At 62.4% G+C, this 14,071-nt stretch carries 12 protein-coding genes; 11 read left to right on the top strand and 1 reads right to left on the bottom strand.

Features of this window, described 5'->3' with window-relative positions:
• The first annotated feature begins 2 nt into the window (after positions 1-2).
• From ACTHNR_RS23110 to ACTHNR_RS23070, 9 genes are all read left to right on the top strand, one after another.
• On the top strand, positions 3-1,466 hold the full coding sequence (locus ACTHNR_RS23110; RefSeq protein ID WP_440550571.1) for a Y4yA family PLP-dependent enzyme: 1,464 nt from the start codon (positions 3-5) through the stop codon (positions 1,464-1,466).
• Positions 1,453-2,502 (top strand): PLP-dependent cysteine synthase family protein, encoded by a 1,050-nt coding sequence (locus tag ACTHNR_RS23105; protein ID WP_440550569.1) that lies wholly within the window; start codon positions 1,453-1,455, stop codon positions 2,500-2,502. Before ACTHNR_RS23110 ends, ACTHNR_RS23105 begins: the two co-directional genes overlap by 14 nt.
• Positions 2,503-2,522: 20 nt before the next feature.
• The gene (locus ACTHNR_RS23100) at positions 2,523-3,665 is read left to right on the top strand and encodes an NAD/NADP octopine/nopaline dehydrogenase family protein (RefSeq protein WP_440550567.1); all 1,143 of its coding nucleotides are present in this window, start codon (positions 2,523-2,525) and stop codon (positions 3,663-3,665) included.
• Positions 3,666-3,677: 12 nt separating this feature from the next.
• Positions 3,678-5,588: an IucA/IucC family protein gene (locus ACTHNR_RS23095; protein ID WP_440550566.1), complete on the top strand. Its 1,911-nt coding sequence runs from the start codon at positions 3,678-3,680 to the stop codon at positions 5,586-5,588.
• 3 nt (positions 5,589-5,591) lie between these two features.
• Positions 5,592-6,851, top strand: coding sequence for an MFS transporter (locus ACTHNR_RS23090; RefSeq protein ID WP_440550564.1), 1,260 nt, complete (start codon positions 5,592-5,594; stop codon positions 6,849-6,851).
• 36 nt (positions 6,852-6,887) lie between these two features.
• Positions 6,888-8,099, top strand: coding sequence for an ABC transporter substrate-binding protein (locus ACTHNR_RS23085; protein WP_440550563.1), 1,212 nt, complete (start codon positions 6,888-6,890; stop codon positions 8,097-8,099).
• A complete protein-coding gene (locus ACTHNR_RS23080; protein WP_440550561.1) occupies positions 8,096-9,157 on the top strand; it encodes a FecCD family ABC transporter permease in 1,062 nt (353 codons plus the stop codon). The genes ACTHNR_RS23085 and ACTHNR_RS23080 overlap by 4 nt, the downstream gene beginning before the upstream one ends.
• Complete coding sequence (locus ACTHNR_RS23075; RefSeq protein WP_440550560.1) at positions 9,151-9,912, top strand: ABC transporter ATP-binding protein; 762 nt, start codon at positions 9,151-9,153, stop codon at positions 9,910-9,912. The genes ACTHNR_RS23080 and ACTHNR_RS23075 overlap by 7 nt, the downstream gene beginning before the upstream one ends.
• 92 nt (positions 9,913-10,004) lie before the next feature.
• A complete protein-coding gene (locus tag ACTHNR_RS23070) occupies positions 10,005-10,487 on the top strand; it encodes a transcriptional regulator (protein ID WP_440550558.1) in 483 nt (160 codons plus the stop codon).
• Here ACTHNR_RS23070 and ACTHNR_RS23065 read toward each other — a convergent pair.
• Positions 10,447-11,529 carry a LacI family DNA-binding transcriptional regulator gene (locus ACTHNR_RS23065; RefSeq protein ID WP_440550556.1) on the bottom strand — a complete coding sequence of 361 codons (1,083 nt, stop codon included), beginning with the start codon at positions 11,527-11,529 and terminating at the stop codon, positions 10,447-10,449. The two genes, ACTHNR_RS23070 and ACTHNR_RS23065, sit on opposite strands and share 41 nt — an antisense overlap.
• Positions 11,530-11,869: 340 nt before the next feature.
• Here ACTHNR_RS23065 and ACTHNR_RS23060 point away from each other — a divergent pair, with 340 nt between their 5' ends.
• Together ACTHNR_RS23060 and ACTHNR_RS23055 are read left to right on the top strand one after the other, a co-directional pair.
• Positions 11,870-13,192 carry an MFS transporter gene (locus tag ACTHNR_RS23060; RefSeq protein WP_440550554.1) on the top strand — a complete coding sequence of 441 codons (1,323 nt, stop codon included), beginning with the start codon at positions 11,870-11,872 and terminating at the stop codon, positions 13,190-13,192.
• 58 nt (positions 13,193-13,250) lie between these two features.
• The coding region (locus ACTHNR_RS23055) for a dihydrodipicolinate synthase family protein (protein ID WP_440550552.1) at positions 13,251-14,071 on the top strand (821 nt) is incomplete at its 3' end.

Raw genomic sequence — 14,071 nt, 5'->3', positions numbered from 1 at the left:
CGATGCCGCTGCAACGCGAAGTCTCCTTCCGGGCGACGAAGGTTCCGGACGTGTACGTGTCTAAACCCACGACGCTCAAGCCCGTCCTGGGCGCGGCGCTCGACCGTTTCGTTTGCGTTTCGCCGGGCGCGCTCGTTGAAATGACGCAGGCGTTCGGCTCGCCGCTGAACGTGGTCGTGCCTCAGGTGCTCGCGACGAACGCGGACGCGCTTCGTGCGGTGCTGCAGCGGCACGACGTGCGCGGCGAAATATTTTATGGGGCAAAGGTCAACAAATCGCCGGGGCTGGTGCGCGCAGCTGTGGAGGCGGGCATCGGCGTGGACGTGTCGAGCCTCTACGAAATGCGCGATGCGCTGCGCGCCGGCATCGACCCGCGCCGGCTGTGTGCGACGGGCCCGGCGAAAACGCGGGTGTTTCATATGGCGCTGATTGCGAACTCGGCGCTGATTTCGGTCGATTCCATCGAGGAACTCGGCGATCTCGAATCGGTGATGCGCGAGATCGAGCCCGAGCAGCCGGTCCGCGTCCTGTTGCGCTATCGGCCCGAAGCGTCCGCTGCAAGCCGGTTCGGTATGAGCGCAAACGACATCTTGTTTTGCCTCGAACGTTTTGCCTCCGCGGGCAGCCCCTATTCGTTCGAGGGGTTTCATTTTCATCTCGGCGGGTACGGCTACGAGGCGCGGGCGAATGCCGTGCGCGAGGTCGTTCGCTTCGTGGATGCGGCCCGTGCAATGGGCCTCGATCCGAAGATGATCGATATCGGGGGCGGGTTGCCGGTCCAGTACGTGGAGCGCGACGACTACGAAGCGTATCTCGAGACGCAGCGCAGCGACGGCTACCGGAACGGCAGGGTCCCCGGATCGTTCTATCCGTATGGCGGGCCGATCGGCGCTTGCGAGTGGCTGGACCGGTTCCTCGCTTCGCCCTGCGGCGACGACCAGTCGATCGCCGGCTATCTGCGCGCGAACAGGTTGCTGCTGGCCATCGAGCCGGGGCGCAGTCTCGCCGATCAAACGGCCCTTTCCGTGTTTCGTATCGCACGCGTCAAATCGTTGTCGCCGGGCGAGGTCGTGATCTTTGTCGAAGGCAGCAGCTTCAGTGCTTGCGAGACGTGGTTCGCCTCCGAGTTTCTGGTCGACCCGATTCACCTTTCGCCGCAGATTTCGCCGCGGATTTCGCCGCATAGCGAAGGCGAAGAAAGACACGAACCCACGCGCGGCTGGATCGCCGGGCATAGCTGTCTCGACGAAGACGTACTCACCAATCGGCTCATCGAATTCGCGAGGCGACCGCGAGCAGGCGATCTGCTCGTGTACGCGAATACGGGGGGCTACCAGATGGACTTGCTCGAAAACGAATTTCACCGCCATCCCATGCCGCGCCGGATCAGCGTCGCATTTGACGCCGCGGGCGGCATGACGACTTCACCCGACGATCGTATGGAGAACCGGAATGATCTTGACTAAAGTGACCGACCTGATTGGCAACACGCCCATTCTAAGTATCGCGATTCCATCGAAGCAATCGCGACTGTTGCTGAAGATCGAGAAGAACAATCCTGGCGGCAGCATCAAGGACCGTATGGCCCGCAACATGATCCTGGCCGCGCTCAAGTCGGGGCGGCTTGCCCCAGGCGGCGTGGTCGTGGAGTCGTCGTCGGGCAATACGGGCATCGGCCTCGCGATTGCGGCTGTCGAATTCGGGCTGCGCTTTATCGCCGTCGTCGATCATCACGCCGCGCCCGACAAGATCGCCGTGATGCGCGCGCTCGGCGCCGAAATTCGGTTCGTCGAAGGCGAGTACCGCGAGGACGAGGTCGCCGTGGTAGAGCGGCAGCGCATGGCCGCCGAACTGGCGAGCCAAATCCCCGGTGCGGTTTTCATGAATCAGTCGGACAACGCGGCCAACGCCGGCGGCTATTCCGAGTTCGTCAGGGAAGTGATCAACGAAGTGGGCGGCGTGGATGCCTACATCGGCTGCGTCGGCACAGGCGGTTCGATGACGGGCATCGCGCGCGGGCTCAAAGTGCACAATCCGCACACCAAGACGATCGCTGTCGAACCCGACGGTTCGATCGTGTTCGGACAGCCGGGGCATCCCTACTACCAGTCCGGCACCGGTACGCCGGCCGGCGACACGGTGGGCCTCGTGCTCGATTACAGCTGTATCGATATGGGTGTACAGGTCTCCGATGCACAGGCCTTCGAAACCGCCCGGTATATGGCGCGGCGCATGGGCATGCTCGTAGGCGGATCGACGGGCGGGGTAGTCTATAAAGCGCTCGAATTCATTCACAGCGGCCTGATCGGCGGCAATGTCGTGGCAGCCATCGCGGATGGCGGCGAGAAGTATCTGCATACCGTCTTCAGCGAAAGCTGGCTGAGGGAACGCAATCTGCTCGACCCGACAGTCTGGGAGCAGCTCGACGGTTGGCTCGGCGAAGAGAGCCTCGGCGAAGCGTCGCGCGACATTCCTCGTCTGCACGCGGTGCAGGCAGCATGAAGGCGGGGAGCGTGAAGCCAATGTCGCCACTGAACGTGGTCGTTTGCGGCGGCGGCCGCACGGGGCATCTCGCGGCCGTTCTGTTCAAACAGCTTCCGGGCGTGCGCGTGTCGCTACTCACGAGAAATCGTGAGGCGATCGATCGTCATCGCACCAACGAAAGCGGGATCACAGTATCGATGCCCGACGGCACGACGTGTTCCGCTCGTCTCGATGCAGTCGCAAGCGAGCCAAGTGCGATCCTTGCCGATGCGGACGTGGTTTTCATCACCGTGCCGGCGCATGCGAGGCCTGCGTTGCTGCGCTCGATCGCGGCGCATCTGCCGTCGAATAAGCCGGTTTACGTCGGGGCCATCCCCGGGTTTTGCGGCTTCGACTGGCTCGCCGAACGTGTCTTCGCACAGCATCCGAACGTCGTCATCTGGGGCATGAAGGACGTGTCGCATATTGCGTTCGATCTGCATCCCGGCGAGTCGGTTCGGATGGGCGGCGCCAAAAGCACGCTCTACGTGGCGACGCACGCACGCGAGAGCGAGGCTTCGCGCGCCGAACTCCTCGCGCATTTGCAAAGACTCTATCAGGCGCCGGTCGAATTGCTCGATCACTATCTGGAGATCACGCTGACGCCCGGAAACCCGATCATGCATAGCGGCGTGATCTACGGACTGATCGGCCCATACGGACAGTGGCATGGCAAGGCATTCGATTCTCGAATCTGCTGGTGGACCGATTGCCCTGAGCTTGGCGCGTATTTTATCGAGCGCACCGACGAAGAGAATCAGGTGCTGTGCCGGGCCATCGAGGCGCGACTAGGCCTGGATCTGTCGTCGATCAAGCCGTTGAAGCAGGAAATCGTCGAAGCCTACGGCACGCAAATTCGGGATCACGGCACGATGCTGTCCGTGCTGCGCACGAACCAGGCGTACGACGCCATCGAAGCCCCATTGATTCCGGCCGGCGATTGCGCGGGATATGTCATCGACACAACGCATCGCGCCTTTCACGAAGACGTGGCCTACGGCCTCGCGCTACTCGTCGAAATGGGCCGGCGCCTGGACGCCCCTCTGCCGCACATGGAAGAAGTCTTTGACTGGAGCGTGTCCTATATGGGCGGCCTGCGCAGTTCCGCACTGGACTACTTTCCCGAAACTTGGCCGGCCTGACGCCGGAATCTCATGAACAAGACACTATCGCTATTGCAGCCGGATAACGCGTTCTACGCGCAGCGCCACCGCAGCGCATTCGAATCGGCGCAGCGCAACGCATTGCGTCGCCTCGTGCGCTGCGTGTTCGCCGAGAGAATCATCGACAGCGGCGCACTCGTGTTCGCACCGCAGGGGCAGGGCGCCTGGCTGCCCTTGTGGAACCGGCACGCGCTGCTGTTTTTCAGCCACCTCCAGGCGGCGCCCGCCAATACCTTGATCAATCGTGGCTCGCTGACGCTGATCGAATCGAACGGCGTACGTGTCCCCGTCGAAAGCGCGCATCAATTGATCGATCTATTGCTTCCGTACTTCGATTTTTCGCCTGACGAAGCGGGCGTGACGAAATTGAAGGCCGACATCGCGAATAGTATCGAGAACGACGCGCTCGCTCGCATCTACCGCGACGCATGGGACGCAGACCTGCGTATGCGCATCGGATTGGCCGGTACGATCGGATTGATCGGCTATCTGCGCAAGCAAAGGAGCGTGCGCGACGCCGCCGTCCTGCTCGATCAATGGGGTTCGCTCGAGGGCCATCCGTTCTATCCCACCTGGAAAAGCAAGCCGGACCTCGACGCGACGCAGGTCGCCGCGCTGTCCCCGGAGTTCAATGCGAAAGTGCTCGTGCGCATCGCCGCATTGCGCACGGATATGGCGCATGTCGAGCGGATGCCTCACGTCGCGAACCTCTATGACTGGTTCGCCGACAACTTTCCCCAGGTGTGGGCGCGCTGGAAACACGGCCTGAACGCGAACGGTTTCGATGAGCACGCGTGGTTGCCGCTGCCGATTCACGCGTGGCACCTCGAGCACTTCGTCCGCACGGAATACGCGGCGGAAATCGAGGAGGGCGTGCTGATGCTGGACGGCCCCGACATCGAAACATGGCCCACGATGTCGTTCCGCACGATGATGCCGCGACTGCCGGGATCGGCGCCCTTCATCAAGCTGCCTGTGGCGTTGTGGCTGACGAGCGAGCAGCGCAGCCTTCAGGCGAAGTCGATTCATATGGGACCGCGCATCAGCACCGTGATCCAGCGCATCCTCGCCGACGAAAACGGCTTCGACCGAACGCTGGAGATTTTTCCCGAGGAACTCGCGTATCACTACCGGCACGCGGTGCGTCAAGAGGATCGGCCCGGACGTCACTTGTCGGTTGCCTACCGCGCGAGCAAGGACGCTTTCGAACGCTCGGACGACTTGCTGCCGGTCACCGTGGCCGCATTGCTGACGGCGTCGCCAAGCGATGGCCGAGCCCTCGTCACCGAACTGGTCGAAGCGCAAGGCGATCGCCCCGCGGCCGCCGAGACGGTCGAAGCATGGTTCCGCCAGTACGCGCGCGTCGTCACGCATCCGGTGATCGGTATCTATCTACTTTATGGGATCGCGCTCGAGGCGCATCAGCAGAACACATCGATACTGTTCGACGAGGACGGCATGCCCAAAAGCGTGCTGATCCGCGATTTCGGCGATGGCCGCACGTATGCGCCGCTGCTTGCCGCCCGGGGTCACGAACTCGCGCCCTACGTGCATCCGGGCATTCTGCCGACGGTTTTCGACAGCGACATCGAGCCGGTCCGTTCGTTCGTGCTGGATGCTTGTTTCGTCTGTCATCTGCACGAGGTGGCGCTGCGGCTCACGGATGAGTACAACCTTGCATCGACGCGGCTGTGGTCGATTCTTCGGGAAGAGACGGCACGCGCGTTCGATGCATTCCGGCCGCGCGTCTCGAGCGCGCTATGGCAAGCGGAGCAGGCGGCGTTTCTCGACCATCCTTGGCCCACTCGTTCCGTCATGCGCATGCACTTGCTCCAGTATTCGGACTATCGGCTCCAGCATGATTTGCCCAATCCGCTGCAATCGGCGTGTGACGAGGGCTGACCGGTGACGAATGCCGCCATCGCGCCGGAACGCGCAGCACGTCTGATCCACGTGTTGTTCTTCCTACAGCTCGTCTCGATGGGCGCCATGGAGATGAGCGGGCCGTTCTGGCCGCTGCATCTCAAGGAACTGAGCGCCTCCGAATTCGAGTTTGCCTTTGCGGGCGTCGCCGTTTACGTGGGACCGATGCTCGGCATCATGCTCACGAGTGCGTTTTGGGGGCGCGTCGGAGATCGTACGGGACATAAGTTGATGATGATCCGTGCACTGATCGGATTGTCGTTGACCCAGCTTGCGCTGGCCTGGGCCAACGATGTCTGGACGATCCTTGCGCTGCGTTTCGTGCAAGGCGCGTGCGCGGGCTACATCGCGCCGGCGCAAACTTACGGCGTCGGCATCGTATCGCCGGCGCGCCGCGCACGACTATTCGCGTACTTGCAGGTGTCGACGAATCTCGGGTCATTGGCGGGTGCGGTGTCAGGCGGCTTGATCCTCGATCATGCGACCTTCTTCTGGATCAACATCGTTGCTGCAGTCTTATGTATGGTTTGCGCCGGCGCGGCGGCCATGATGCTGCCGAACGTTCTTGCGTCCAAACCTGCGCATGTCGCGCCCTCGGAACCGATGAAGACGGACGATGAAGGCACGCAGCCCCTATGGCGATCGTCGCCGATACCGGGCCTGCTGGGCGTCGTCGGCATACTGCTCGTCAGCCGAATGCTTACGCAAACGCCGTTCTCCCTCTATGTCGGTTCGCGGTTCAACGTGGGTAACTGGACGGTGGGGTTGTGTTACGGCATGTTGTCGCTTGGCTTTATCGTTTCGGCTTCGCTTTGGGCCCGCTATTTCGAGCATCGAATGCTCGCCGACTCGCTGCGGCGTATGACGTTCATTGCACTGGGCTGCGCCATGCTCACCCTCGCGGCTGCATTCACGCACCATATCGCCGTATTCATCGCCATTCATTTCGCGTGGGGCGTGCTGCTTGGCGCAACGACGCCCGTGCTGATGTCGTTGATCTCCAAGACGGCGGGCAGCGTTCGCCAAGGCTATGTACTCGGCGTCGCTCAAAGCACGACTCAATTCGCCTCGATCGTGGGCATTGCGCTCGGCGGCTGGCTGAGCGACGGCGTTGGCCTGCGATACACCTACTTCTACGTTGCGGTGTCCTATTCGCTGGCGATGGTCGGCATTTTGCTGCTTAGGCGCGAGGGGTGGCGCCATCGCACGTCCATGGGCTTCAATGGGCCGGTAGGCGAATAAGAGCCGCACTATTCAAACACAGAGCTATTCATCACGATGACAATAAAACATCCATGGCGCAGCGTATTGAAGGCTGTTGCCGCAATCGCCGGAATCGCCGTTTGCGCCCTGGCGCTTGTGGCGCTGAAGCCGACCGGTGAAACGCCGGCCGTCGCCGCGGAACCTGCGCCTGCACTCACGACCGTCACCGATCTGCTCGGGCGCAAGGTCCAAGTGCACGTGCCCGTGCGCCGCGTGATCCTGGGGGAGGGCCGTCAGCTCTATCTGGTCGCCGCGCTCGATACCGACAATCCGATCAAACGCATAGTCGGCTGGCGCAAAGATCTCATTCAGTCGGACCCGGATACCTACTCCGCCTATCTGCGTAAATTTCCGAAGATCGCGGACATCCCGACGTTCGGCGGGTTCGAAGATGGCACCTTCGACATCGAGCAGGCGATCGCACTGAAGCCCGACGTGATCCTGATGAACGTCGAAGCGCAACGCGCGACCGACGACGCCCGCTACACCGAAAAACTGGCCGCGCTCGGCATCCCGGTCGTGTACGTCGACTTTCGTCACTATCCGGTGGAAAACACCGAACCCACGATGCGGCTCGTCGGAAAGCTGTTCGGAAAGGAAGAGAGGGCCGAGGCCTTCATCGCGTTTCGCAAGGCGCAGATCGAGCGCGTCACCGACGTGATTGCCGCGCATCGCCCAACACGCCCGAAAGTGTTCATCGAACGCATCGGCGGTTACACCGACGACTGTTGCTTGAGCTTCGGCAACGAGAACTTCGGCAAGTTCGTCGAAATGGCGGGCGGGCACAACATCGCGGGCGACATCATTCACGGCACCTTCGGGCAGTTGAATCCGGAACAGGTCGTTGCGGCCAATCCAGATCAAATCGTCGTCACGAGCGCGAACTGGCAAGCCTTCGTGCCGAACGGACACTGGATCGGTTTAGGGCCGGGCGCGGACCTGACGCAGGCCGCGCGCAAGCTCGAGTACTTCACGAATCGGCCCGCGTATGCGGGCGTCAAAGCGAATAAGAACCACGCGTTTCATGCGATCTGGCATCAGTTCTACGACAGCCCGTACGACTTCGTGGCCATTCAGCAGTTGGCAAAGTGGTTTCATCCGACGCTTTTCGCCGATCTCGATCCCGACGCGACGTTTCGAGAATTGCATGAGCGGTTCCTGCCCGTCGATTATGAGCCGGGTTACTTCGTCAGTCTGCCCGCCAACGCCAAAGAGGTGCGCCGATGAATTCAGTGTCTTGGGTGGGGGCGCCGCAGCGCAGCGCGTATCGCGGCCTGGTGCGTCGCAAGCAGATGCTGCTCGGCGTCTTCGCGATTTTGCTGATTGCGAGTGTGCTGCTCGATCTAGCGCTCGGTCCGGCGAACTACAGCGTAGGCGATGTGGCGCGCGCGGTGTTGTGGCCTGACAGCGTGCCGGCGCAGGTGCGCGTGGTGTTGTGGGAGATTCGTATGCCGGTGGCGCTGATGGCCGTGGCGGTAGGGGCCGCGCTGTCGCTGGCCGGCGCCCAGATGCAGACGATCCTCAACAATCCGCTGGCAAGCCCGTTTACGTTGGGCATTTCCGCCGCGGCGAGTTTTGGCGCCGCTTTGGGGATGGCGTTCGGTCTCAAGCTGCTGCCCGTGGCCGTCGACTACATGGTGCCGCTCAACGCATTCGTGATGGCGGTACTCTCGGCGATGCTGATCCACATGCTCAGTACGCGACGCGGCGTCACAGCGGAAACGATCGTCTTGCTCGGCATCGCGCTCGTGTTCACGTTCAACGCCTTGCTCGCGCTCGTTCAGTACTTTGCGAGCGAGCAGGCCGTGGCCGCCGTCGTGTTCTGGACGATGGGCAGTCTCACCAAGGCGACTTGGCCGAAGCTCGCCGTCGTCTGCGCGGCAATCGTCATCATGCTGCCGGTGTTCGCGCGACGTGTGTGGCAGTTGACGGCGCTGCGGCTCGGCGACGACAAAGCCGCGAGTTTCGGTATCGACGTGCAGCGCCTGCGCTTTCAGACGCTTGTCATGGTGAGCCTGCTTGCCGCGTTTCCGGTCGCGTTCGTGGGCGTCATCGGCTTCGTGGGGCTGGTGGGGCCGCATATCGCACGGATGCTGGTTGGGGAAGACCAGCGTTTCTTCCTCCCGGCCTCTTTGCTCACGGGGGCGCTGATGTTGTCTGCAAGCTCGGTCGTCAGCAAGACCCTGATTCCCGGCGCGATCTTCCCTATCGGTGTCGTGACATCGCTCATCGGCGTGCCGTTCTTCATCACCCTGATTTTGCGCGGCAAGAGGAACGCATGGTAAAGCTATCGCTCGACGGAGTAGGGGCCGCCTATGGCGGCCGTCGGATACTTTCAAACATCAGCACGCCGGTTTTCTCCGGCGGACAGGTGGTGGCGGTCATCGGCCCCAATGCGGCGGGCAAGTCGACGCTGTTCAAACGCATCGCGGGATTGCTCGACGGACCGGGCAACGTGCGGATCGAAGGCGCTCGAAGGGGGCGCGACGGCGTTTGCTACATGCCGCAGGACTCGCTCGCCACCGCACGGTTGACAGTGTACGAATCGGTGCTGCTCGCGTGCAAGCAGCACCAGAGCGCTTGGGCGGTGCACGATGACGATCTTGCGGCGATCGACGGCATCATGGAGTCGATCGGCATCGGCGAACTGGCGTTTCGCAATCTGGACGAACTGAGCGGCGGACAGCGCCAGCTCGTATCGATTGCGCAGACGCTCGCACGCGATCCGGAAGTCCTGCTGATGGATGAACCCACGAGTGCGCTCGATATGCGTCGCCAGGTACAAGTGCTCGGTTTCATGCGCGGCCTCGCGACGCGGTGCGGCATGCTCGTGTTGATCGCGCTGCATGACCTCAATCACGCATTGCGTTTCGCGGATCAGGTTCTGGTGATCGCGGACGGCACGGCGCGCGGCAGTGGGCCGTGCGAAGACATCGTCACGTCGGCGATGCTGCGCGACGTATATCGCATCGACGCCCGCGTCGAGCGGTGTTCCAGGGGTGCGAGCCATGTCATCGTCGATGGCGCCTTTAGTTCCTAGTTCCCGTCGAGCGGGTGACACGATGCTCGATGCGCTCGTGAAAGCGGTAAAAACGGTGACGGCGGTGAAGACGAACTCTACACGGAGACAGCATGCCCGGTGAGTTGGCGTATTGCGTGGCGGTCAAGCCGGTTTCGTTTCTGCGGCAATCGGAGATGGTCGACGAGGCGCATGTAAAAGGGCTCGCGGTCGAGATCCGGGCAGCGCGCGCTTGGACAACGCCGATTCCCATCGAAAAGAGAACCGGTATCGTGATGGACGGCAATCACCGGTTGCGTGCGGCGGCGATGCTCGGCTTGCGCTATTTGCCCTGTGTGCTGCTCGACTATCTCGACCCGCGGGTCTCGGTCACGCACTGGGGCACGGGTGCGCCGTTCAGCGTGGCAAGCATCGGCAGGCGCATCTTAGAGGACAGGAGCTTGTTCCCGTACAAGACGACGCGCCACCGGTTCGCACCGGTACTGCCTCAAACGGAGATTTCGTTGGATTTATTGGCCGGGGGAAGCTTGGGCGAAGGCGGGTTGGGTGAAGCGCTTACCACCGGGAGTCGCCTACCCGCGCCGTCGATTCCCTGATTTTTAAAACGGGCGGCACGACACGGGGCTCTAGGTTTTCCTTCCCGTCGAGCACATCGAGCAGATACCGGGCGGCACGCCGGCCGATTTCCGCGGTATCGACGCGCAGCGTGGTGAGCGACGGATGAATCTCCTGCGCGAGTGCGATGTCGTCGAAGCCCGTCACCGACAACTGCTGCGGCACCTTGATCCCTAGTTCAGCTGCTTCCAGCAGCACGCCGATAGCCAGTTGATCGTTGCCGCAGATGATGGCCGTGGGGCGCTGGTCGCCGCCTTGCCAGATCTTGCGCAGACTTTGACGGCCGAACGCGATCGTCGCGGGGCCCTCGAACATGTGCGATGGACGCACCGCGAGCCCATGCCGCTCGAGCGCCTCCCTGATGCCCGCAATTCGCGCTTGAACGCGGTCGTTGTCTCGAGCCGGTTGAATGACGGTCGCAAAGGTGCGATGTCCCAATCCGATTAGATGTTCGGCAATTTCAACGAAAGCCGCACGATTGTCGAAGCCGATACAGTGATGCGGGCTGCCGTCGCGATATGCATAGGTGATCGCGTACGGTACGCGCGCTTGCGTAAGCGCATCGAAGAGCTCTGGCGGGTGCGCCTCGCCGACGATCGCAATCGCCTCGACACCCCGGGCGAGCATGGCCCGCACTTGAGTCAAGGCCTGCGCGGGATCGTAATTCGAGCAGCCGAGAAACAAGGTGATGCCGCGCTCGGCCAGCACCGCCTGCATGCCGGCGACCTGCGACGCGAATACCTGATCGTCGAGCGTGGGGATGATCGCCCCTGCTATGTGAGTCCGCGTGGACGCGAGCGCGCGGCCGGCGGCATTCGGTATCCAACCCAGCTCGGTCGCCGCCTGCAGCACACGCTCGCGCACGAGTGGCGAGACCTTGTCGGGTTCGTTATAGACGCGCGACACCGTGGCCGTCGACACTTGCGCAAGCCGCGCGACGTCGCCCAGCACGGCGCGTCCGCTTTTGCGGCGCGTGCGGACGGCGCTCTTATAGGGTGTAGCAGTTGACGGTGAACGGCTCATGGTCATGAACGCCTGAAGGTAAGCCGCTGCGCGGGCGAAAGGTCGCCGCCATCTTACAGGGCAACGAATGAGACAGCGGGACGATCGCGCGTTTACCCTCATCCTTCGCGATCTTGCTTGCAATTTTCGCTCGTTTCTACCAAAAATGTAAGCGCTAACATTCGGTTGGGTCGCTCACTGCGTGAGAAGAGGACGGCGAGTAGGGCGTGCCAACGTGCCCGGCGCGCATTCTGCTGTGCAAAACAACCTGCAATGTAAGCGCTAACATAATGACGAACCGCCGTCCCAGATCGTTCGTCGATGGAAACAGCGTCCAATACAACTGACGGAGACAGCAAACGTGGAAACGACCTCTGAACGCCTGGCCACGCCGCCACGCATACGGCGCGCGCAGACGACCGCACTTGCACTGCTGATGGTGAGCGGAATCGTCAACTACCTGGACCGTGGCACGCTAGCCGTTGCGAATCAGTTGATCCGCGCCGATCTGGGGCTGTCGCTTGGGCAAATGGGGCTGCTGCTGTCGGCGTTCTCTTGGAGCTATGCACTGTGCCAGTTGCCCGTGGGCGGCCTCGTCGATCGAATCGGCCCGCGCCGCCTGCTTGGCGCGGGCCTGATCATCTGGTCGTTCGCGCAGATCGCCGGCGGCCTCGTGTCGACGTTCGGCTTCTTCGTGCTCGCCCGCATCGTGCTGGGGATCGGCGAGGCGCCGCAGTTTCCTTCGGCGGCGCGCGTCGTGAGCAACTGGTTTCCCTTGAAGTCGCGCGGCACGCCCACGGGCATCTTCAACTCCGCGTCGCCGCTCGGCAGCGCATTGGCGCCGCTGTGTCTGTCCGTGCTGATCGTCGCGTTCAACTGGCGCTGGGCGTTCATCGCCACGGGTGCCCTCGGGCTGGTCGTGGCTGTCGTCTGGTTCATGCTCTATCGGGATCCGGACAGACGAGCGCTGACCCGAGAAGAATGCGACTACCTGGAAGCCGACGCCGAACAAGTGGCGGGGCGCTCACCGAAGCTTACGTTCGCGCAATGGCGTGCGCTGTTTTCTCACGGAACGACGTGGGGCATGCTGATCGGCTTCTTCGGTTCCGTGTATCTGAACTGGGTCTATCTCACCTGGCTGCCCGGCTATCTGACGATGGAACGGCATATGAGCCTGACACGCACAGGGATCGCGGCGTCGGTGCCGTTCCTGTGTGGTTTCGTCGGCGCATTGCTCGCGGGCTGGTTCTCGGATCTGATCACGAAGCGCAGCGATTCGCCCGTCATCAGCCGTCGCAACGCTGTCGTGATCACGATGCTCGGCATGGTCGCGTTCACGATTCCGGCCGCGCTGGTGCAGAGCAATGTGATCGCGATCGCATGCATTTCCGTTGTGATTTTTCTGGCGAATGCCGCCTCCGCGGCATCGTGGGCGCTGGCGACGGCGGCTGCGCCGCCCGGCCGTGTCGCATCGCTGGGCGCGATACAAAATTTCGGCGGCTTTCTGGGTGGCGCACTCGCTCCGATCGTCACGGGATTCATCGCACAAGCGACGTCGTTCGTTCCCGCGTTGCTGACGGCGGCGGGCATCGCCTTCGTCGGTGCGCTGGCCTATCTGCTGCTGGTCAAGAAACCCATTCCCGAGCACGACGTGTTGAACGTGTCCGCTCGGCAGGCCATTTGACGGATGCTGAAGCGAGCAGCCCCGTGCCGTACCGAACCTGCCTATTCAAGGAGAACCGATGATCGATACAACGAAAGAGGCCGGCCCGATCGAGGGCATCGTTCCCGTGATGCTGACGCCGTTCCACGATGACGGCACGATCGACTATGCCGGGCTGGAGCGGCTGATCGAGTGGTATCTGGAGAAGGGCTCGGATGCGTTGTTCGCCGTTGCACAGTCCAGCGAAATGCAGTTCTTGAGTCTGGCCGAGCGCGGGGCGTTGGCGCGCTTCGTCGTCGAGAAGGTCGCGGGGCGGGTGCCTGTCGTCGCATCGGGCCACATCAGCGACGACCTCGATGCCCAGGTGGAAGAGCTGCGTATCGCGGCAGATTCGGGTGCTCAGGGCGTCGTACTGGTGACGAATCACCTCGACCCGAAGCGTGAAGGCACGCAAACCTTTCTCGCCAGCCTGCATCGGTTGTTGTCGAAGCTGCCCTCGGACGTGCCGCTCGGGCTGTACGAGTGTCCGGCGCCGTATCGGCGTCTGCTCACCGACGATGAACTGAAGGCCTGCATCGACACCGGCCGCTTCGTCATGCTCAAGGACGTTAGTTGCGATCTGGCGACCGTGAAGCGCCGCGTCGCGCTGGCGCAGGGCTCGCCGCTGAAAATCCTGAACGCGAATGCGGCGATTGCGTGGGACGCGATGAAAGCAGGCTCGGCGGGTTTCAACGGCGTGTTCACGAACTTTCACCCGGATCTTTACCAATGGCTGCGCAAGCGCAGTGACGAAGATCCGGTGCTGGCAGAGGAGCTGTCGACTTTTCTCGTCGTCGCAGCGGTGTCCGAAGCGCTCGGGTATCCGGCGCTCGCGAAGATGTATCACCAGCGCATCGGCAC

This window comes from Trinickia sp. (assembly GCF_051954495.1).
In the GTDB taxonomy this organism is placed as follows: Bacteria; Pseudomonadota; Gammaproteobacteria; order Burkholderiales; family Burkholderiaceae; genus Trinickia.
The sequence above is the reverse complement of the archived record's forward strand: the minus strand, read 5'-3'. Positions and strand labels throughout refer to the sequence as shown.